Raw genomic sequence first — 19,713 nt, 5'->3', positions numbered from 1 at the left:
ATTTGCAGTGAAATAAGATCGGAGACACTGAATATGAAAGGAATCATCCTAGCTGGTGGAACTGGATCACGACTATTTCCCTTAACGAAAGTCACTAACAAACATCTTCTTCCTGTTGGAAAATACCCTATGATCTTCCATGCCATTGCTAAGTTAAAAGAAGCAGCTATTGAAGATATCCTAATTGTCACAGGGAAAGAACATATGGGAGATGTTGTGAATCTATTAGGAAGTGGCAGAGATTTTGATCTCTCATTCACATATAAGGTTCAAGACGAAGCAGGCGGGATAGCACAGGCCTTAGGCATGGCAGAGCAATTTGTAAGCAATGATCGTATGGTTGTAATTTTAGGTGATAATGTATTTAGTAATTCTATTGTGACTTTTGTAAAAGAATTTGAGGAGCAACAAACGGGAGCGAAGCTCCTCCTCCAAGAAGTGCCTGACCCTCAGCGTTATGGTGTTCCGGAGCTAAATGGAGATAAAATAATTTCAATAGAAGAAAAACCTACGCAACCTAAAAGTACATATGCGGTGACCGGAATATATATGTATGACAACCGTGTATTTGATATTATTCGTTCCTTGAAGCCGTCGGAAAGAGGCGAATTAGAGATTACAGATGTAAATAATGTCTATATCAATTTAAATGAGTTGTCATGTGATGTATTGAATCAATGGTGGACGGATGCGGGAACACATAATTCATACAGCAAGGCAAATGAGCTAGCCAAGGATATCGTTTATGGCGATGAATTTGGTAAATTTAAATTGTAATAGGCGGTGATTGATAGTGAAAGTTAAAGAGACTAGTCTCCACGGTGTAAAGTTGATTGAACCAACCGTATTTGGTGATCACCGAGGATTCTTTATGGAGAGCTATACAAAAACTGCTTTTGAAAAGCATGCTCTCAACTTTGAATTTATTCAAGACAATCATTCCTTATCCATAGAAGCAAATGTTATAAGGGGCATGCATTACCAGTTGGAACCAAAGGCGCAAACAAAGCTGGTAAGAGTATCGGCAGGAGAAATCTATGATGTAATCATAGACCTTAGGCATGGCTCCCCTACTTTTGGTAAATGGGAAGGGTTTATTCTTTCAGCTTCAAATAAGCTGCAGCTTTTAGTCCCTCAAGGCTTTGCTCACGGCTTCTGTACTTTGGTTCCCAATTGCGAAGTACAATATAAAGTTGACGAGTACTATTCCCCCGCTCACGATCGCGGTATTGCCTGGAACGATCCGGCACTTGCAATCGATTGGCCGACTTCAAATCCGATCTTGTCGGATAAGGATGGGAAGCATCCGGTGCTGGCTGATGCAGAAATCAACTTTGTATATGAAGGGTGAGTTAGACTCGTGAAATTATTGATTACCGGCGGAGCCGGCTTTATTGGCAGCAACTTCGTGTTATATATGATCAAGAATTATCCAAGCTACGAAATTATCAATGTTGATGCTCTTACTTACGCAGGCAACCTTGAAAATCTGCGTTCGATCGAGCAGCATTCTAAATATACGTTCGTGAAGGCAGATATTGCTAAGCGTAATGAGCTTGAGTCTCTTTTCCAAGAGGGCCTGGATGAGGTTATTAACTTTGCAGCAGAGTCGCATGTCGATCGTAGCATTTTGCATCCGGAGATATTCGCGCAGACCAATATTATGGGTACGCAAACGCTGCTTGACCTGACGAGGCAATATAATGTAACCAAATTTGTTCAAGTGTCTACCGATGAGGTTTACGGTACGCTCGGCGAGACTGGTCTTTTTACTGAAGATACGCCTATTGCACCTAATAGTCCTTATTCGGCGAGCAAGGCTGGTGCGGATTTGCTTGTTCGAGCTTATCACGAAACGTTCGGTCTTAACGTCAATATTACACGCTGCTCGAACAACTATGGTCCGTATCAGTTTCCAGAGAAGCTAATCCCGCTTATGATCCAAAATGCGCTTCAGGATAAGTCACTGCCTGTATATGGCGACGGCCTAAATGTGCGCGATTGGTTGTATGTAGAAGATCACTGCAGCGCTATCGATTTGGTGCTGCACAAAGGCCGCTCTGGTGAAGTGTATAATGTGGGCGGACGTAACGAACGGAACAATTTGCAGGTGGTTGGTACGATTCTTGAAGAGCTTGGCAAGCCTGAATCGCTAATCTCTTATGTGAAGGATCGTCTAGGCCATGATCGCCGCTATGCCATCGATGCTGACAAAATCCGCAATGAATTAGGCTGGCAGCCTAAATTCAATTATGAGGATGGCATTAAAGAAACAATTCGGTGGTATCTCAGCAATACGGAATGGATGGAGCAGGTCGCTTCAGGCTCCTATCAGCAATATTACGATACGCAATATAAGGATCGCCTGGGGGCGAGCGAATAAGATGACTAAACTAAAAATCGTTATCACGGGTGCGAATGGGCAGCTTGGGCGTGAATTGACGCAGTGGAAGACGGAAACGGCTGAGATCATCGGCTTCGGTCGTCAAGAGCTGGATATTACGAGCCTGCCGGCATGCCGGAATCTATTTGCCAATCACCGCCCGGATGTCGTTATCCATTGCGCCGCGTATACAGCGGTAGATAAAGCCGAGTCCGAGCCGGACGAGGCTTTTCGTGTGAATGCGGCAGCCACTCGAAACGTAGCCTTGGCTGCGCGCGAGGTTGGCGCGAAGCTTTGCTATATTAGTACGGATTATGTGTTTGATGGTACAGCATCGGTGCCTTACAATGAATATGATCAGACTAATCCTCAAACGGTATACGGAAAGTCAAAGCTTGCCGGCGAGCAGGCGGTTCAGACGCTTCATGATCGTTTTTTCATCGTTCGGACATCGTGGGTCTATGGAAAGTATGGCAACAATTTTGTGAAGACAATGCTCAAAATGGCTGGCGAACGCGATCAATTAAAGGTGGTTTCCGACCAAGTCGGATCGCCTACCTATACTTATGATCTAGCAGCATTTCTTCTAGACCTGGTGCAAACAGACTTCTACGGAATATACCATGCATCAAATAGCGGCATATGCTCATGGTTTGACTTCGCACAAGCGATATTTGAAGACAGCAGCGTCAATATTCTAGTAGAGCCCTGCACGACGGCTGATTTTGAACGTCCCGCACCTAGGCCGGCTTACTCGGTCATGGATCATACAGCCATCCGCAGTAACGGGCTTAATCTGCTGCGGCCGTGGCGGGAAGCATTAAACCACTACCTCAAAGACAGTGAGTGATAAATAGATGGCTACAGCTAGTGTTTGTATCGTGACTTATAATAGCGCGGAAGATATTGCAGGCTGTTTGGACGCTGTGCTGCTGCAAAGCTTTCCGATTGAAAGCATTGTCGTCATCGACAATGCTTCAACGGACGGAACGGCAGAGCAAGTTCGGCCTTATGAGAAGCAGGTACAGTTTATAGCGAACGAAGTGAACAACGGGTTTGCCGGCGGCCAAAATCAGGCTATTCGGCAAACCCGTTCGGATTATGTGCTCGTTTTAAATCCGGATGTGACGCTTAGTCCTAACTACCTAGCTGAAATAATTAACTATATGGAGCAGAATAAAGCCGTTGGAAGTGCAACCGGACGACTAGTTTTGGCGTCTAATAAAGAGGTAATGGATAGTGCAGGCTTAGGAATGAAGCGCACTCGAAATGCCTACGATCTTGCTGCGGGGGAGCCTGCTGAGAATTGGAACGCTGTGCTTCAGGTTTTTGGCGTGTCGGGCGCTGCGGCAGTGTATCGAAAAACGATGATTAACGATATCGCCTATGATGATCAGTTTTTTGACGAGCATTTTTTTGCCTACAAAGAGGATGTTGATGCTGCGTGGCGCGCGCAGAAGCTTGGCTGGACATCGGCTTATATTCCTAGTGCGAATGCGATTCATCATCGAGGCTGGAAGAAGGGCGGTCGCAGCAGCGTGCCGTTGTTCGTGCGTCAGCATTCCTATCAGAACCGTTTCTTTACTCTATTAAAGAACGAGCCTATCGGCTGGCATTCTATTTTCATTGCGCCTCTTATATTTGCGACAGAAGCTGTGAAGCTTGGTTACATTGTTTTGAGAGAGCCTGGCTTGCTGCGCTGCTGGCCTGTCATTATTCGCAGCATTCCAAGCATGCTGGCAAAGCGCAAATGGCTGATGAGGAAGGCGAAAGGACGAAAACAGCAGTAATTGTAAAAGTGACATCATGTGTGGAAAAATATGGGGTTCACCTTATATTCTATTTTTGATACAATGCAGGTAGAGTCGAAATTTAAGAGAAAGCAGGTGATAACGGCGAATGTTAAGGCAAAATCAACGATTTTTGACGCAGCTGTATATGCTGGCTGATTTATTATGCACATTGGTCGTATTTTTAGCTGCGTATTGGCTTAAATTTTATAGCGGCCTGCTGCCTAGCTATAACTCTGTATCTTTCTCTACTTATTTATTATGGGGGACGATCTATTCTTTTTCGGCCGTTCTGATTGGCTTTTATTTTCAATTTTATTCACCCAAACGACGTAAAAATTATTCCTATGAAGTATTGAGAATTTTACAAATACAGACGATCAGTTTTCTAGGCCTGTTAAGCTTGTTCTTTATCACACGTGAGGTACATATATCTCGTGAATTTCTTGCCATTTTCTTTAGTATGAATTTTATCGCCATTACGTTATATCGTTATTGGGTGAAATCTGTGCTTGCTTCATTTCGTCGCAAAGGCTTTAATAAACGGTTTGTGCTTATCGTTGGCGCAGGCTCAGTCGGCCGCAGCTTTTACACGAATTTACAGCATCATCCGGATCTAGGCTATGAGGTAGTTGGTTTTCTTGACGACTATCATCAAGAGCATGCGACGGAGCACCAGCATATGAAGCCCATCATCGGCATGCTGGATGACCTGAAGCTGAAGCTCGAGAAGGAGCCCATCGATGAGGTTATTATCGCGTTGCCTTTGGAGGCACATGCCAAGTATCCGGAAATTATCGAAATTTGCGAGCGTACGGGTGTAAAGACACTGATTATTCCTGACTTTTTCGATATGCTGCCGGCTCGTCCGTTTTTTGATAATTTCGCTGGCATACCGCTTATTAATGTAAGAGACATTCCCCTTGATGAGCTGAGCAATCGTATTCTTAAGAGATGGTTTGATATCGCGTTTTCTGTTGCAGCTATTATGATTACTTCGCCGATTATGCTGTTTATTATCGTAGGCCTCAAGCTGACGTCGCCAGGTCCGATTTTATTTAAGCAGGAGCGAATGGGGCTCGATCGCAAAACGTTCCATATGTTTAAATTCCGTTCTATGCATGTATCGACGGGAACGGTGTCGGACACGCAATGGACGGTGGAAAATGATCCTCGCCGCACAAGGTTCGGCAGCTTCCTCCGTCGTACGAGTCTGGATGAGCTTCCGCAGTTTTTTAATGTACTGCTTGGGCATATGAGTGTCGTTGGCCCGCGGCCGGAGCGCCCTTATTTTGTTCACCAGTTCAAAGAAGAAATTCCGAAATATATGATTAAGCATCAGATCAGGCCAGGCATCACGGGCTGGGCGCAAACGAATGGACTGCGGGGAGATACCTCCATTCAAGATCGAATCCGATTTGATATTTTTTATATCGAGAATTGGACGTTTTTCTTTGATATCAAAATTATTTTGAGAACGGTACTGAAGGGCTTGATTAACAAAAATGCATACTAACAGCGAATCAGCATACAAGGTATCGGTTATTATTCCAACATTAAATGCCGGCACCGAACTGAAGGAACTCTTAGAGAGACTGCAGCGGCAGTCCGAGCCTCCCTTTGAGATTATCGTCATTGATTCCTGCTCAGTGGATGGAACGCCGGAGCTGGCGCGTGAGGCTGGCGCACAGGTTATGACGGTTGAGCGAGCAGAGTTTGATCATGGCGGCACTCGAAATAGAGCAGCGATGCAGGCGCACGGTGATATTTTACTCTTTATGACACAGGATGCGCTCCCATATGATGATCGACTTATAGAGGAGCTGACAAAACCTCTGATCGATGGAGAGAAGGTTGCCTACGCTTATGCAAGGCAGCTTGCTAAACCTGAAGCAAATGTACTGGAGCAGCTTGTACGCCAATATAACTACCCAAGCCAATCGGAATTAAAGAGCTATGAGCATATTGAGCAGTTGGGCATTAAGACGTTCTTTTGCTCCAATGTATGCTCGGCAATTTGGCGGGATACGTTTGAGCAGATGGGGCGCTTTCAAGAACCGGTCATATTTAATGAGGATTTGTTTATGTCTGCAAAATGTATCTTGTCCGGCTATACGGTTGCTTACAGCGCAGAGGCAGCTGTGTATCACTCGCATAACTACTCCATTATGCAGCAGCTCAAGCGTTATTTCGATAACGGAATCTCGATGCGCTGCAACACGTGGATCACGCCGTACAGCGCGGTTGGCAAGGCGGGCTCAAAGCTCGTTAAGCTGCAGCTGCGAGAGCTTCATCGTACCAGGAACTGGCTGCTCATCCCGAGACTAGTGGCAGAATCAGCTGCCAAGCTCATCGGCTATAAGCTTGGGATGCAATATCGGCTCTTGCCCTCCTTTGTTACTAGAAAATTAAGCATGCATCGGCTTATTCTGACGCATATTGAGAAAAGCAGCGCAGATGCCGGCGCTACATTAAAATCATAATTTATTTTATACATGTCTGCTGCCTGTCCGATTCGTAATCGGGCAGGTTTTTTTTATAGCGTAGTATACGTTTCCAAGCATGCGCTCAAACTAAAGAACACTTGTCGCTTGGCGCTAGCTGGCAGCGAGGGAGAAGAGGTGTTTTTTATGGGAGTATGGTGGATTTGGCTGGATGCAGTGCTGGTAGTTTATATCGCACAGCTGGCTGCAGTATTTTTCATGGAGCACCGCCGTCCTTCCCAGCTCACAGCATGGCTGCTTATCGTATTTGTCTGCCCATATATAGGCTTTATTGCTTATCTATTTCTTGCCAAAGATTTCGTAGGACGAAGGCGTGTTAAGCGTTTTAAAAATGATGCTACCGACTATGCTGATCAGATCTCAGAGACCGTCAGTGAATTATCAGACATCGGAAACAAGCAGCTGGAAAAGGAAGAGAAGCTGTACGCAATGTTAGTTGGACTTGCTCCATTTCCTATTACCCGCAACAATGAGGTGCTTGTACTGACGAACGGCCACGATACGTATGAGGCAATGCTGGGGCAGCTGGAGCAAGCTGTTCATCATATACATATGGACTACTACACGATTCGAGCAGACGAAATCGGGAGACGGTTTGCGGAGGTCCTTGCGCGAAAAGCGAGGGAGGGCGTGGAGGTTCGAATCGTATATGATGGCATAGGCAGCATGAAGCTAAGTGAGCCTTATCTTGCTGAGCTGCATCTTGCAGGTGTTCAGACGAGCTGCTTCCTTCCGCCTCGCATTGCGTTTTTCGACAGACGGTTGAACTATCGGAATCATCGGAAAATCGTTGTTGTGGACGGCAAGGTCGGTTTTGTTGGCGGCATTAATATTGGCGATGAATATATAGGCGGAGACCCGAAGCTTGGTTTTTGGCGCGATACTCATTTGTGTTTAAAAGGTGATTCTGTTTATTATTTGCAAGAGCTGTTCATGAACGATTGGTCTTTTGCTGCAAAAGAAGAGCTAGGCGGCAAGGCCTATATGCCAACGCATCAGTGCGAAGGGGACGAACGAGTTTTGATCGTCTCCAGCAAGCCAGGCCGGTATGATCAAAAAATAGCTGAGGTCATGTTCGCAGCGATAACCGCAGCGCGCAGCCGGATTTATTTGACAACCCCCTACTTTATACCTGATTCCTCCCTTTTGATGGGACTTAGGACAGCTGCGCTCAGCGGAGTTGATGTGAGGCTGATCATTCCAGGTATTGCGGATTCCAAGCTGGTACTGCTGGCTACGCTGTCTTATATACAAGAGCTGCTGGAAGCAGGCGTAAAGGTTTATCGTTATGAGAAAGGCTTTATCCACGCAAAGGTAATGATTATTGATCAAATGCTGGCAACAGTTGGGACAGCAAATGTGGATATGCGCAGCTTATACAGCAACTTCGAGCTGAATGCGGTGCTGTTCGATGAACACGCCATTAAGCGGCTGGAAGCAGATTTTATGGAGGATCTACGAGATAGCCGAGAGCTTGACTTCCGTTCGTTCCTGAATAGGCCGAAGCGGCAAAAGCTGAAAGAATCGCTGCTGCATATCCTCTCGCCACTATTGTAATCGATGCATGGCGGAGCGTGATTTCGGGCATATTTTTCATAATCGCTTAGCAGAACCAGCGGTCAAAGCGAGTGCAAAAGCATGGCTATAGCTTGCGGCCGAGCATTCGCAACACTTTTGGGAGGGTTTGTAGTGGCAGATACGAATAATGATGAGAAAAATGCGGCAGTTGAACCGAGTCATGAGGGACGAGATGATTATTTTATGGATATTGACCGAATGGTAAATGAAGGGCTTGGAGGCGGCAATGTCACGCTGCAAAATGGTCTTATTGATGAAACAACGACCGATACGATGGAGAAAGAGTCTACGTAAATAGGTGCAATAACGAAATAGGAGCGATTGCTCACTTTAAAGTGCGGGAGGAATAACCGATATGGATACAAAACGTGCCATGCAGATTTATGAGTCAGAACAAACCTTTAAGGTTGAACTGGATGAGCATTCGGTTTGGATTGAGAATGTCGATGAAGCAAACGGAATGGCAACCGTTATGATTGGGAATAATCCCGTCAATACCAAGACGGTTTCATGTGATCAATTGAAGGAAATTAGCAAATAAAACGAAAAGAGGCTGCATCGCTGTAAAATAGCGGGCTAGCCTCTTTTTGTTTTATTTGAGCTGCTCAGCCTCCATAAGCCTCGCGAAACGCCGCACATAGGTGAGCCCGATCGACATCCCACAGCTCGGCAATTTCAGCGCTAACATTTTCATCCCACCAATCAGCTTGAATTTTACGATTGTTCTTATTTTCGTAAATCCAAGTCAGTTGGAGAATAACTTTTTTGAAATAAATAGTTTCAGCCTGATCCATTTTATCCTTGGGAACCCATACCTTCATCCGTTTAACCGTACGGTAAAGCTCATTGCTGCAGGCTCTGCGGATTTTTCGCGCGGTTGGATAGCCGGCATTGTGCTTTGGCGCATTTGCTTTCATCGTAGACCGACTCCTCTCTGTTCCATAAATATGCATGGGGAGAGGAGTAGGTCACTGCCACGCCATCAGTTAGCAGGACGTATTATTGTACGACGATGTAACCAACCATAGGGCCGCCATGACGCATATCGGTATGTGTTAGGCATTGAATGGGATAAGTGCCTGCCTTGTCCGCTGTAAAGCGTACGACAGTGATCTTTCCTTTCGTTACCTCTCCCTCAATGCCGAGACCCTCGACGACAAAAGGGTGGCTGTTGCCATTAACGCCGTTAATTTGCAGCTCAATCAGCTCGCCTTTGTTCACAATAATCGTTCCAGGGTCCCAGCGATAAATATCCATCTCCTTGCCGTCAGCGGTTTGCATGGTATATTCGCCGGTAACTAACTGAATGATACGTGCTTCTCTAGGCTGTGCATTGACCTCCCGAGATTGGTTCCAGCTTAAGTAAACACCGGTCAAAACGATTAACGCTGCAACTAGAATGAACAGCTGAATCTGTCGTTTACTTACAATAAGTACCTTGGACATGAAACGCTCACCTCATCTATTCGTATGATTTAAGGCTAGTCTATGCAGAGGCTTGTCAGCACATGACAAAAGTGGAAGGTTGTCTATATCGTATGTTAGAATAGCCTCAGCGCAAGAAATGCAAGTGATAACTATTTTTAAGAAGGAAGGCGGATTGAGGGAAGTAATGGATTTTATTCATGAAATTTTGGCTGGCTTGTTGAAATGGGTAGAGAGTTTGGGGTATTTTGGTATTTTAATTGGACTATTAATTGAAGTCATCCCTAGTGAGATTGTGCTTGGCTTTGGTGGTTACCTTGTTTGGAAAGGCGATATATCCTTCTGGGGAGCGGTTGCTTTCGGTACGATAGGCGCTGTTGGGCAAAACTGGATACTCTATGCGATTGGCAGATACGGTGGACGTCCTATTGTTGAGAAATATGGGAAGTACATAAAGATTAAACAAAAGCATGTCGACATTTCTGAGAATTGGTTCAATAAGTACGGTGTTGGCATTGTGTTTACAGCGCGCTTCGTTCCAGTCATGAGACAGGTGATTTCAATTCCTGCGGGTATGGCACGTATGAATTTTGGGTTATTTACATTGCTTACAGCGTTAGCTTCATTGCCATGGTCTATTTTATTCGTATATTTGGGCATGTCACTCGGGGAAAACTGGGATAAAATTGATGAAAAGGCCGCGCCTTATGTGCAGCCAGCTATACTCATCGCACTCGCTTTGCTTATTGTATATGTGTTATTCAAATTTGTACGCTCACGCGGCAAATCGGTATAATAGAATAGTGAACTCTGCATAACGTGAAGGATTGACCACTAATAGACGAAAGAGGGATTCATATGAGCAAAAGTATAGCAAACAAGCTTGGCAAAGGGATTAGCCCGCAGCAATTTATTGATGGCATGACAAAAAATAAAGAAACATTTATCGATTGGTCTGAGAAATTCGTCTGGACGGATGAGAGCGATAAGGAATATTTTGAATCGCTGAATAACCGAGATGATCTTCGTGTATTGATCTTGATGGCAGATTGGTGCGGCGATGTAGTCCGCAATATCCCTGTTGTGTTCAAGGCACTGGAGGACAGCGGCATCGAGACTGAGGTGCTTATTATGGAAGAAAACCTCGATACGATGGATGAGTTTTTGACGATGGGCGGACGATCGGTACCTGTTGTTATTATTGCAGATACAGGCGGAGCCGTACTTGGTAAGTGGGGCCCGCGCCCTGCTCATGTACAGGAAGCGATGATTGCATTTAAGAAAGAAAACCCCGACCGTGAGGCAGCTGATTATCAAGATAATCTTGCGGTTACAAGAAAAGAAATGGGTCGTCGCTATGGTGAGGGTACGGCCTATCAGTCCGTTATCGTGAAAGAGCTTCGTACGTTACTGGAGTCGATATAAGAGGCTATGACGATGAAAATTGAGACATTTACATTAGGCCCCTTGCAGACGAATGCGTATTTAATTACGGTGACAGAGCCAGCTGCGGCAGAGGGCGAGAAGCCTAAGGAGCGGGCAATCGTCATTGATCCAGGCATGAATCCAAAAAAACTGCTGGAGCGGCTGGAAGGTGTAAAGGTAGAGGCTATATTGCTGACCCATGCACATTTTGACCATATGGCTGGTGTGGATGAGGTGCGCAAAGCAGCTGACTGTCCTGTATATATTCATGATTTAGAAGCGGATTGGTTGACTGATCCCCGCAAAAATGGCTCCATGAGATGGCAGGATGTTACGGAGCCGCTATCCACGGATGCAGCTGAATATGCGCTGGCGGAGGGTCAAACCTTAAAGCTGCTTGGCTTATCCTTTCGTGTCATGCACACGCCAGGTCATTCACCCGGAAGCGTGAGCTTCCTAAGCGGCAACCATCTGTTCTCCGGTGATGTGCTGTTCAAAATGTCAGTCGGAAGAACAGATTTGCCTGGCGGGCGTGAGCGGGACCTGTACGATTCAATCAGGCTCAAGCTATACAAGCTAAGCCCGGATGTTATTGTATATCCAGGACACGGCGGACGGACTACCATCGGTTACGAAATGGCAAACAACCCGTATACGGGAGCATGAGGCACAAGGAAGGGGCATGACGTTTGGCGGATACGAAGGTACAGCATTTTATTGAGGAATCTGATGAAGGCACTGGGAAGTCAAAGCTGACCACCGAGCAGAAAGCAGCCGAGAGCCTGCGAATAATGAATGGGATTGCTGCTCAGCTGACGATTCCGATTTCGAAGGTCAAATCAGCAGTGAGCTTGCTTGATGAAGGCAATACGATTCCGTTTATCGCCCGATACCGCAAAGAGATGACAGGCGAGCTTGATGAGAATGATCTGAGATCCATTGAAGAGAAGCTGCAATATATGCGAAACCTGGAGGAGCGCAAGCGCGAGGTTATTCGCCTGATTGATGAGCAAGGGAAGCTGACGGACGTTCTTCGTGCAGATATTAATAAATCGGTGAAGCTGCAAGAGATCGAGGATTTGTACCGTCCTTACCGGCAAAAGCGCAAAACGCGTGCCAGCGTGGCAAAGGAAAGAGGTCTAGAACCGCTTTCGGTATGGCTGTGGTCGCAGCCGCGCATTGGTGATCCCCTTGCGGAGGCATCCCGTTATGTGAATGAGGAGAAGGGTGTGCCAACTGCTCAGGATGCGTTGAACGGTGCGATGGACATTATAGCTGAAAATATTGCGGATGACGCTTCTATACGCGCGTGGGTTCGTAAATTTACATTTGATCAAGCTCTTATCAAAACAGAAGCTAAAAATGCTGCTGAAGAAACGGTTTACGAAATGTATTACAGCTACCAGGAGCCCGTTCGAAGATTGCCTCCTCATCGGGTGCTGGCGATTAACCGAGGCGAGCGTGAGGATATTTTGCGCGTTGCCTTTGATGTTCCTGTCGAGCGTATTCACGAGCATATTCAGCGCAAGCTGCTTAAGAATGGTACGGCTCAGCCCATACGAGATATTCTTGTTGCGGTTACGGAGGATTCATATAAGCGCCTGATTTCGCCCTCTATTGAGCGCGAGGTGCGAGGAGAGCTGACGGAGAAGGCAGAAGAGCATGCGATCTCGATATTTTCGGAAAATCTGCGAAACCTTCTGCTGCAGCCACCGGTTAGAGGGAACATCGTGCTCGGCGTCGATCCTGCGTTCCGTACAGGCTGTAAGCTTGCCGTTATTGATGATATCGGCAAGCTGCTGGAGGTAGCGGTCTCCTATCCAACACCGCCGAACAATAAAGTGGCTGAAGCAGAGAAGCTGATTAATGGCTTGATTGATCAATATAAAGTCGAATTGATTGTTATCGGCAACGGAACGGCCTCGCGTGAAACAGAGCAGTTTATTGCTACCCTAATAGGGAAGCGCAAAGCGGCCTCACAAACGGGACCCGAGCTAAAGTATATTATCGTCAATGAAGCGGGCGCCAGCGTCTATTCAGCGTCTAAGCTTGCTCAGGAGGAGTTTCCAGAGCTTGATGTTGCAGAGCGCAGCGCGGTGTCGATTGCACGCAGACTCCAGGATCCGCTTGCTGAGCTCGTCAAGATTGAACCAAAAGCAATTGGTGTCGGCCAATATCAGCATGATGTAAGCCAGAAGCGTCTGGACGAAACACTTGGCGGTGTAGTGGAATCAGCGGTTAACCACGTCGGAGTCGATGTGAATACCGCTTCGGCATCCCTGCTCTCCTATGTAGCGGGCATCAATGGCACGATCGCCAAAAACATCGTGAAATACCGCGATGAGAACGGTCGATTTGTAAAGCGTACGCAGCTTCAGAAGGTACCTCGCCTTGGTGCGAAGTCTTATGAGCAATGTATCGGTTTTCTACGTATTGTCGAGCCGGTTAATCCGCTAGACAGCACACCGATTCATCCAGAGTCCTATGAGGTCGTAGACAAGCTGTTTAAGGAGCTGGGGCTTACGCTGAAGCAGCTGGGCTCTGAGGAGCTAAAGGATAAGCTGGCACAGCTTAATGCAGAGAGTACCGCTGCTGCGCTCGGTGTAGGTGTTCCTACACTACGTGATATTATGGACAGCCTGCTTAGGCCTGGCCGTGATCCGCGCGAGGAGCTTCCACCGCCTATTTTTCATACGGATGTCCTGAATATAGAGGATTTAAAGCCTGGGATGGAGCTGCACGGAACGGTTCGCAACGTGATCGATTTTGGTGCTTTTGTCGATATCGGCATCAAAAATGACGGTCTTGTGCATATCTCTCAATTGAGCGATAAATTCGTTAAACGTCCGATGGATGTTGTATCGGTTGGTGACACGGTGACGGTATGGGTGCTCGGCGTGGATGAGAAGAAAGGCCGTGTAAGCCTGACGATGCGTAGACCTGATTGATATGATCGTACAAAGGGCTTGCCTATTCCAAGGCAAGCCCTTTACACTTGATGAAGAGCATGGCATCGCTTACTACCCTACAAAAGGAGTGAGATGACTATGAAATTAGACAAACCAATGAGCATGTCGCATTCAAAATGGTTCGGTCATGCGCTGCAAGCACTCGTCTTTCTTTCGCATAAGTCGGAGGTTTGCTCAAGTGCAGCGATTGCTGGCTGCTTGAAGTCAGAAGCAACGCAGCTGCGCAGAGTGCTGGCGAAGCTAGCTGCTGCACAAATCATTACAACTAGAGAAGGGCGCGACGGAGGCTATCGTTTAATGCGGTCGCCAGAGAGCATTACTCTCGCTGAAGTGTACATTGCCTTGAAGGTAGGAGAACCGCTCTGCAGCGGTATGCTGGATACGGTTGGCATCCATGCAGCTGCTCCACATATGAAGTCGGCATTTGTTGCTATTGCAAATGAGATCGAGCAAAAAACGATTGAAACTTTGCAGCAGCACACGATCGCACAATTGGCCGAAAGAACGTTAGTGAGCCCTTAATGAAAAAAGTGAATTTTTACAATTTCAATGGATTGACAAAATGAAATGATCGACCTATACTGTGTATATAAAATGTACAGTTAAGTAAATGTTAGCTGTGTTTGAATAGACACATTTTTTTGAAAGTAACTGAGCAAAATAATGCACAGATAAAATTTTTCCTTGGAGGGAAACCCATGTCAACAACTCAAATTGATTCACAAGTAAATGTTCAAATGAATGAAGGAGCTGAAGCTTCTTTTTTCACCGTTTTAAATGGTCGTCGTTCCGTTCGTAAATACGATAAGGATGTCGCTATTTCAGAAGCAGAGCTTCGTGAAATATTAGAAATTGCAACGAAGTCACCTTCATCCTCTAACATGCAGCCTTGGCGTTTTCTAGTTGTGACTGATCCTGAATTGAAACAAAAGCTGCTTCCGATCGCATTCAATCAACAGCAGGTTGTTGAGGCAGCTGCAGTTATTATTGTACTGGGCGATTTGGAAATGTATAATTTATCAGAAAATATCTATGCAGAAGCTGTTGCTGCTGGATATATGACAGAGGAAGTGGCAAGCAACTTTATTGCCAAATCAACGAAGATGTATGCTGAGCTGCCAGCAGAGCGTTTGAAAGAAATCGTCGTATTTGATACAGGTCTTGTGGCGATGCAAATTATGCTGACAGCGCGTGCCAAGGGCTATGATACCGTTCCTATGGGCGGCTATAACCGTGATCAAGTAAAAGAGCTGTTCAACATCTCTGATCGTTATTTGCCGACCTTGCTGCTGCCCATCGGCAAAGCTGCCGCTGAAGGACATCCAACGACTCGCTTGCCAATCGATGAGGTAACCTTTTTTAACGGCCTAAAATAAGGGATATAAATATAAAACCGGCCTTTCAATTTGAAAGGCCGGTTTTGTCGTGCGGATATAAGTAGTTATTATATAAGTTGAACTAAAGTTTTAGAAACCAGGTGAAACGGCTGTCGCCGTCTTTATGGCGATGGCGCGTTTCATTCCGGAGAAATATAGAGAAGCTATAGCGAAAGGATATCTTTTCCTATATTTTAGAAAAATGAAGGTTTAACGAAGCGAGAAGATCGTTTCTCTAGAAACGAAGTGTTCGCCTTTGCAGCCGGATTCTTACCTTTAAATGTCTTAGGGAACCAAAGAATCTGGCTGCAACAGCGACCCTTCAGAATGATCTACTCGCGCAGCGCCCAAAACGTAAATGTTTAGTTCATCTTATATAGATTAACATAAAAAGCTTTGTTCATGTTTACCGGGAGATACTCGCGGTTATAGAATTCAAATGGAAGCTTTATTGAAACTCAGTGCCGTTGCTTTGTTCCTTCGGGCTTTGTTTGTTGCGGTAAAAATACCAGCACTCGTTCAGCAGCTTAATTTGCCTGCGATCTTTCTTCTGAAATGCGCGCATAAGTTGATTGCACAGCCACTGTGGCATACGCATCGTCCTCCTCCAAGGGGCTAACCTGTTGTAATACTACAATATGGGAGAGGGCGATTGACCGTGCATGTCCGCATTAAATGGTCTGTTCTTCTTCGTATTCCTCGTACCATTGCTCGAGTTGTGCTTGCAGCGCCCGAATTTCTGTCAATAATGAAATAAGCGGATAGGAGTTCTCTTGTACACGGACGAAATCCTGCTCCAAGCTGTTAATATAGTCAAGTCCATTGATGATCTCAAGAGATGAATCATGAAGCTCAACATCGTTGCATTCCGCTACTGCGTAGGGCAAGCTTGGAATATGCTCTGCGGTCAATTTATCGATTTCTTTATGAAGCCGCAAATTAAGCGCGCTTAGCTGATAAGCGTGCGAAGAGGGCATTTCGACGAAAAAGATGCTCTCATTCTGTTTGAGTAAAACGTAGCGCATTGTAGCCATAATATTTTTTGGTCTCCCCTCGGTATGTTACCGTACTTCAACTGTCTTTTTTTTAATTCCTACTTGACAGTGTAGCGTATCGTGGCTTTAAAATTCAAGTAGGTGGGGGAGAATAATCAATGGATAATGAAGCATTGCAGCAATGGGTGGAGCAAATTTCAATGAATTATTTTAAACGGCCGTTTCTACACCAAGCAACATTTAATGCGCGTCTGAAGGCGACGGGCGGGCGTTATTTTACACATACGCACCATATTGAAATCAGTCCGCATCAGCTGACTGCATTTGGGCCGGGCGAAACGGAGAAAATTATTAAGCACGAGCTTTGTCATTATCATTTGCATATTATGAAGCGGGGATATAAGCATCGGGATGCTGATTTCAAAAATTTGCTGGCTCACGTTGGCGGATCACGCTTTTGCCAATCGCTGCCAGAGCGTGCGGAGCGTAAGCAGCAGCCGTTTCGGTACAAGCTTATTTGCCGTAATTGCGGCACGGAATATTTACGCAAGCGGAAGGTAGACCCCGCAAAGTACGTTTGTGGCAAATGTCGCGGAAAATTATTGTTGATTATGATTGACAAAGGAAAAGCTACATGATATATTATTAATTGTCGCTTTTACTTTTCCCTGATAGCTCAGTTGGTAGAGCACTCGACTGTTAATCGAGTTGTCACAGGTTCGAGTCCTGTTCGGGGAGCCAGATTTGGAGAGATACCCAAGTGGCTCAAGGGGACCCTCTGCTAAGGGGTTAGACTGCGTAAGTGGTGCGAGGGTTCGAATCCCTCTCTCTCCGCCACATTTTTTCACGAATGTTTGTAACGGGAAGACCGTTCATCCGGTCTTTTTTATTTGCCACTCAAGGTTGCAGAATTCGCGAAGACAAGCTTAAAGCAACATATAGGGCCCGTTGGTCAAGTGGTTAAGACACCTCCCTTTCACGGAGGTAACAGGGGTTCGAGTCCCCTACGGGTCACCACTTTCACTTAAGTGTTTCAGCTCTTTAGAGCTCGATTATAATTACACCGAGAGCCATTAGCTCAGTTGGTAGAGCACCTGACTTTTAATCAGGGTGTCGAAGGTTCGAATCCTTCATGGCTCACCATTTGCTTCATCAATCGAAGCGAATGCCAGTGAAGGATATTCAACTCATAAATGTGCGGTAGTGGTGGAACGGCAGACACGCTATCTTGAGGGGGTAGTGTCCAATGGACGTGCAGGTTCAAATCCTGTCTACCGCACCATAACTTAATCTTTACCGATGTATATAGGTGAACTTAGAAGGTGTCATTTGTTTACACTTTTCTGATAGATGATGCCACTTTATATTCAGATCATAAATCTGATTAGAGAGTGGTTTTTTCGTTATAGGTTACTCGATCCGTCTGAACAGAAGCATCATTAGAGAAGAGGAGCTGTTAATTATGAAAGTAAACTTAAACTTTACGAACAAAGGACAAGCGGCGATTAAAAATTTCAATAATGAGGAATTGATTGAGATTTTTGGCCGTTACAGCAACACTTTGATGAAAAAATATTCGATCGAGGTAACTGTACCAGCAGAAGGAAATGAAGCGATTATTGACAGAAGCGTATTATCTGTTTATGTAGACAAAATTGAGTGTGATGTTGAAACCTTCTTCAAAGAATTGGGCAGAGATGTTAAGGTTCCTTTGAAGAAAAGACTTACACCTGAGGACAAGCTTGACAACGTATTTAAAGCGGAAATTTTTGAATAAGCAAGCTGATTTACTGCTTGAATTGTTTTTTGAAAATAATGCTTGTACTCCTGCTGATAAGCTGGTATAATCATTTTTGTTGTCGCAAGAAATTATATTTCTTGTATGAAACGGCCCGTTGGTCAAGTGGTTAAGACACCTCCCTTTCACGGAGGTAACAGGGGTTCGAGTCCCCTACGGGTCACCATCTTTCCTCAATGTGTACCGGCTCTAAAAATGTGCGGTAGTGGTGGAACGGCAGACACGCTATCTTGAGGGGGTAGTGTCCCATGGACGTGCAGGTTCAAATCCTGTCTACCGCACCATATCTATTAAATTTCCAAACTCTTACTTCGTAAGGGTTTTTTTGATTTTCTTGCATAGTTGATTAAATTTTGTCGACGTTATATATTAATGAAATGGAGGTGTACGCATGTCGGGGGTTCACAGCAATTTGAAGGAAATGATGAGAGAGAAAGATCCTACCCTATCGATTCGCCAGCTCGCAAAGGATATAGATTACCATTTTGATTCTGTGCGAAAAATGTATAAGGATGAGATGGTTCAATATCCGCGTGATCTTATATGGAGGTTATGTAAATATTTTGACGTAAGCCCAGGTCAGTTTATTATTGTTAAGCATGATGACGAAACAGAAGAGAATGATAAATAAAAGGGAACCCTGTACATGGTGTATAGGGTTCCCTTTAATCTATTTATATGAAATTTAAGCAGAAACGACAGCTTCTTCAGCGTTTGCTTGTGTGATTTTAATAAGCATGGAGCTAGCATCAGACAATACCTCAATGCCCTCGTGGAAAGAAAGATCAGATACATGCAGCTGATCGCCAATTTTGAGACCGCTAATGTCTACCTCGTATGCGCTAAGCAGATTATCAGGCATGCAGCGAACCTCTACCTCGTACATTTCCACTTGAAGCGTACCGCCTTCTTTGACGCCAATTGGGTCGCCGGTGAAGTTAATGGTTACTTTCGAATCCATGCTCACATTCATATTCAGTTGATGGAAATCCACATGGACAATTTTATTGCTCAAGGAATCTCTTTGTATATTTTGAATTAAGACAGGCTTATTGCCCTGGTTAGGTATGGATGCATTCAAGATAGCGCGCGGGTTATGCTTAATGATCGAAGAAATTTCTTTTTCACCAATGATAACCGAGATGCTGCCGATGTCTTTGCCGTAAACGATGGCAGGAACCTGTCCTTGCTTTCTTAGTACGTTAATTTGAGATTTTGTAAGATTGACCCGTTCGTTTAACTGGATAGATTTGTTCATCATTTGTTGCCTCCTAATCGAATGGGGTACTCTTAATTTGGCAATAAAAAAGACTAATTAGCATAGGTTGTCTAATTAGTCTGCTATTGACCATATTTTCTTGTCGTAAGTTAATTTTATCACAAGTTCGCTATTTGTCAAATTTGAGATCGTGTGAGCTTCATTGACAAGAAAATATGGTCGTGTTAAGCTTTAAACAGCAGACAGGAGCG

General features: G+C 45.2%; 24 protein-coding genes and 7 tRNA genes. 26 read left to right on the top strand and 5 right to left on the bottom strand.

Going from position 1 to position 19,713, the window contains the following annotated elements:
• Positions 1-33 precede the first annotated feature (33 nt).
• From MHI37_RS23330 to MHI37_RS23285, 10 genes are all read left to right on the top strand, one after another.
• Positions 34-777, top strand: a complete 744-nt coding sequence (locus MHI37_RS23330; protein ID WP_076337488.1) for a sugar phosphate nucleotidyltransferase — start codon at positions 34-36, stop codon at positions 775-777.
• A gap of 16 nt (positions 778-793) precedes the next feature.
• Positions 794-1,351 (top strand): dTDP-4-dehydrorhamnose 3,5-epimerase, encoded by a 558-nt coding sequence (gene rfbC / locus MHI37_RS23325; protein ID WP_076337487.1) that lies wholly within the window; start codon positions 794-796, stop codon positions 1,349-1,351.
• 9 nt (positions 1,352-1,360) lie between these two features.
• Positions 1,361-2,383 (top strand): dTDP-glucose 4,6-dehydratase, encoded by a 1,023-nt coding sequence (gene rfbB / locus MHI37_RS23320; RefSeq protein ID WP_076337486.1) that lies wholly within the window; start codon positions 1,361-1,363, stop codon positions 2,381-2,383.
• A 1-nt stretch (position 2,384) separates the two neighbouring features.
• A complete protein-coding gene (rfbD, locus tag MHI37_RS23315) occupies positions 2,385-3,233 on the top strand; it encodes a dTDP-4-dehydrorhamnose reductase (protein ID WP_076337485.1) in 849 nt (282 codons plus the stop codon).
• Between the two features lie 7 nt (positions 3,234-3,240).
• A complete protein-coding gene (locus MHI37_RS23310) occupies positions 3,241-4,173 on the top strand; it encodes a glycosyltransferase family 2 protein (protein ID WP_076337484.1) in 933 nt (310 codons plus the stop codon).
• Between the two features lie 109 nt (positions 4,174-4,282).
• Positions 4,283-5,689, top strand: a complete 1,407-nt coding sequence (locus tag MHI37_RS23305; protein WP_076337483.1) for an undecaprenyl-phosphate glucose phosphotransferase — start codon at positions 4,283-4,285, stop codon at positions 5,687-5,689.
• The gene (locus tag MHI37_RS23300; protein ID WP_076337482.1) at positions 5,679-6,656 is read left to right on the top strand and encodes a glycosyltransferase; all 978 of its coding nucleotides are present in this window, start codon (positions 5,679-5,681) and stop codon (positions 6,654-6,656) included. Before MHI37_RS23305 ends, MHI37_RS23300 begins: the two co-directional genes overlap by 11 nt.
• A 147-nt stretch (positions 6,657-6,803) precedes the next feature.
• A complete protein-coding gene (cls, locus tag MHI37_RS23295; protein ID WP_076337481.1) occupies positions 6,804-8,234 on the top strand; it encodes a cardiolipin synthase in 1,431 nt (476 codons plus the stop codon).
• Between the two features lie 132 nt (positions 8,235-8,366).
• Complete coding sequence (locus tag MHI37_RS23290; protein WP_076337480.1) at positions 8,367-8,549, top strand: hypothetical protein; 183 nt, start codon at positions 8,367-8,369, stop codon at positions 8,547-8,549.
• 61 nt (positions 8,550-8,610) lie between these two features.
• Positions 8,611-8,796, top strand: coding sequence for an H-type small acid-soluble spore protein (locus tag MHI37_RS23285; protein ID WP_076337479.1), 186 nt, complete (start codon positions 8,611-8,613; stop codon positions 8,794-8,796).
• Between the two features lie 64 nt (positions 8,797-8,860).
• Here MHI37_RS23285 and MHI37_RS23280 read toward each other — a convergent pair whose 3' ends face one another.
• Together MHI37_RS23280 and MHI37_RS23275 are read right to left on the bottom strand one after the other, a co-directional pair.
• Positions 8,861-9,172 (bottom strand): dehydrogenase, encoded by a 312-nt coding sequence (locus MHI37_RS23280; protein WP_076337478.1) that lies wholly within the window; start codon positions 9,170-9,172, stop codon positions 8,861-8,863.
• A gap of 82 nt (positions 9,173-9,254) precedes the next feature.
• Positions 9,255-9,701: a cupredoxin domain-containing protein gene (locus tag MHI37_RS23275; RefSeq protein WP_076337477.1), complete on the bottom strand. Its 447-nt coding sequence runs from the start codon at positions 9,699-9,701 to the stop codon at positions 9,255-9,257.
• 166 nt (positions 9,702-9,867) lie between these two features.
• Here MHI37_RS23275 and MHI37_RS23270 point away from each other — a divergent pair, with 166 nt between their 5' ends.
• The 6 genes from MHI37_RS23270 to MHI37_RS23245 all read left to right on the top strand — a co-directional run bounded on the left by MHI37_RS23270 (position 9,868) and on the right by MHI37_RS23245 (position 15,450).
• Positions 9,868-10,476 carry a DedA family protein gene (locus MHI37_RS23270; RefSeq protein ID WP_076337524.1) on the top strand — a complete coding sequence of 203 codons (609 nt, stop codon included), beginning with the start codon at positions 9,868-9,870 and terminating at the stop codon, positions 10,474-10,476.
• Positions 10,477-10,538: 62 nt separating this feature from the next.
• On the top strand, positions 10,539-11,105 hold the full coding sequence (locus tag MHI37_RS23265) for a thioredoxin family protein (RefSeq protein ID WP_076337476.1): 567 nt from the start codon (positions 10,539-10,541) through the stop codon (positions 11,103-11,105).
• A gap of 12 nt (positions 11,106-11,117) precedes the next feature.
• Positions 11,118-11,771, top strand: coding sequence for an MBL fold metallo-hydrolase (locus MHI37_RS23260; protein WP_076337475.1), 654 nt, complete (start codon positions 11,118-11,120; stop codon positions 11,769-11,771).
• A 125-nt stretch (positions 11,772-11,896) separates the two neighbouring features.
• Positions 11,897-14,053, top strand: coding sequence for a Tex family protein (locus MHI37_RS23255; protein WP_144023708.1), 2,157 nt, complete (start codon positions 11,897-11,899; stop codon positions 14,051-14,053).
• 99 nt (positions 14,054-14,152) lie between these two features.
• Positions 14,153-14,596 (top strand): Rrf2 family transcriptional regulator, encoded by a 444-nt coding sequence (locus tag MHI37_RS23250; protein ID WP_076337473.1) that lies wholly within the window; start codon positions 14,153-14,155, stop codon positions 14,594-14,596.
• Between the two features lie 215 nt (positions 14,597-14,811).
• Positions 14,812-15,450, top strand: coding sequence for a nitroreductase family protein (locus MHI37_RS23245; RefSeq protein ID WP_076337523.1), 639 nt, complete (start codon positions 14,812-14,814; stop codon positions 15,448-15,450).
• A gap of 448 nt (positions 15,451-15,898) precedes the next feature.
• On the opposite strand, the gene cmpA is transcribed toward MHI37_RS23245, so the two are convergent.
• Positions 15,899-16,042 (bottom strand): cortex morphogenetic protein CmpA, encoded by a 144-nt coding sequence (gene cmpA / locus MHI37_RS23240; protein WP_144023705.1) that lies wholly within the window; start codon positions 16,040-16,042, stop codon positions 15,899-15,901.
• A gap of 79 nt (positions 16,043-16,121) precedes the next feature.
• Positions 16,122-16,484, bottom strand: coding sequence for a hydrolase/acyltransferase (locus tag MHI37_RS23235; protein ID WP_076337472.1), 363 nt, complete (start codon positions 16,482-16,484; stop codon positions 16,122-16,124).
• A gap of 119 nt (positions 16,485-16,603) precedes the next feature.
• Here MHI37_RS23235 and MHI37_RS23230 point away from each other — a divergent pair, with 119 nt between their 5' ends.
• The 10 genes from MHI37_RS23230 (at position 16,604) to MHI37_RS23185 (ending at position 18,874) form a co-directional block, all read left to right on the top strand.
• A complete protein-coding gene (locus MHI37_RS23230; protein WP_076337471.1) occupies positions 16,604-17,083 on the top strand; it encodes a SprT family protein in 480 nt (159 codons plus the stop codon).
• A 27-nt stretch (positions 17,084-17,110) separates the two neighbouring features.
• Positions 17,111-17,186, top strand: a tRNA-Asn gene (locus MHI37_RS23225).
• A 5-nt stretch (positions 17,187-17,191) separates the two neighbouring features.
• Positions 17,192-17,282 (top strand) — tRNA-Ser (locus tag MHI37_RS23220).
• A 105-nt stretch (positions 17,283-17,387) separates the two neighbouring features.
• Positions 17,388-17,462, top strand: a tRNA-Glu gene (locus tag MHI37_RS23215).
• 50 nt (positions 17,463-17,512) lie between these two features.
• Positions 17,513-17,588: transfer RNA gene (locus tag MHI37_RS23210), tRNA-Lys, on the top strand.
• A gap of 54 nt (positions 17,589-17,642) precedes the next feature.
• A tRNA-Leu gene (locus MHI37_RS23205) sits at positions 17,643-17,727 on the top strand.
• A gap of 180 nt (positions 17,728-17,907) precedes the next feature.
• Positions 17,908-18,222 carry a hypothetical protein gene (locus tag MHI37_RS23200; RefSeq protein ID WP_076337470.1) on the top strand — a complete coding sequence of 105 codons (315 nt, stop codon included), beginning with the start codon at positions 17,908-17,910 and terminating at the stop codon, positions 18,220-18,222.
• A gap of 112 nt (positions 18,223-18,334) precedes the next feature.
• Positions 18,335-18,409: transfer RNA gene (locus tag MHI37_RS23195), tRNA-Glu, on the top strand.
• 33 nt (positions 18,410-18,442) lie between these two features.
• Positions 18,443-18,527, top strand: a tRNA-Leu gene (locus MHI37_RS23190).
• Positions 18,528-18,634: 107 nt separating this feature from the next.
• Positions 18,635-18,874, top strand: a complete 240-nt coding sequence (locus MHI37_RS23185) for a helix-turn-helix transcriptional regulator (RefSeq protein ID WP_076337469.1) — start codon at positions 18,635-18,637, stop codon at positions 18,872-18,874.
• 54 nt (positions 18,875-18,928) lie between these two features.
• On the opposite strand, the gene MHI37_RS23180 is transcribed toward MHI37_RS23185, so the two are convergent.
• On the bottom strand, positions 18,929-19,504 hold the full coding sequence (locus MHI37_RS23180) for a 50S ribosomal protein L25 (RefSeq protein WP_083676318.1): 576 nt from the start codon (positions 19,502-19,504) through the stop codon (positions 18,929-18,931).
• Between the last annotated feature and the right edge of the window lie 209 nt (positions 19,505-19,713).

The sequence above is a fragment of the Paenibacillus sp. FSL H8-0548 genome, from assembly GCF_038630985.1.
Classification (GTDB): Bacteria; Bacillota; Bacilli; order Paenibacillales; family Paenibacillaceae; genus Pristimantibacillus.
The sequence above is the reverse complement of the archived record's forward strand: the minus strand, read 5'-3'. Positions and strand labels throughout refer to the sequence as shown.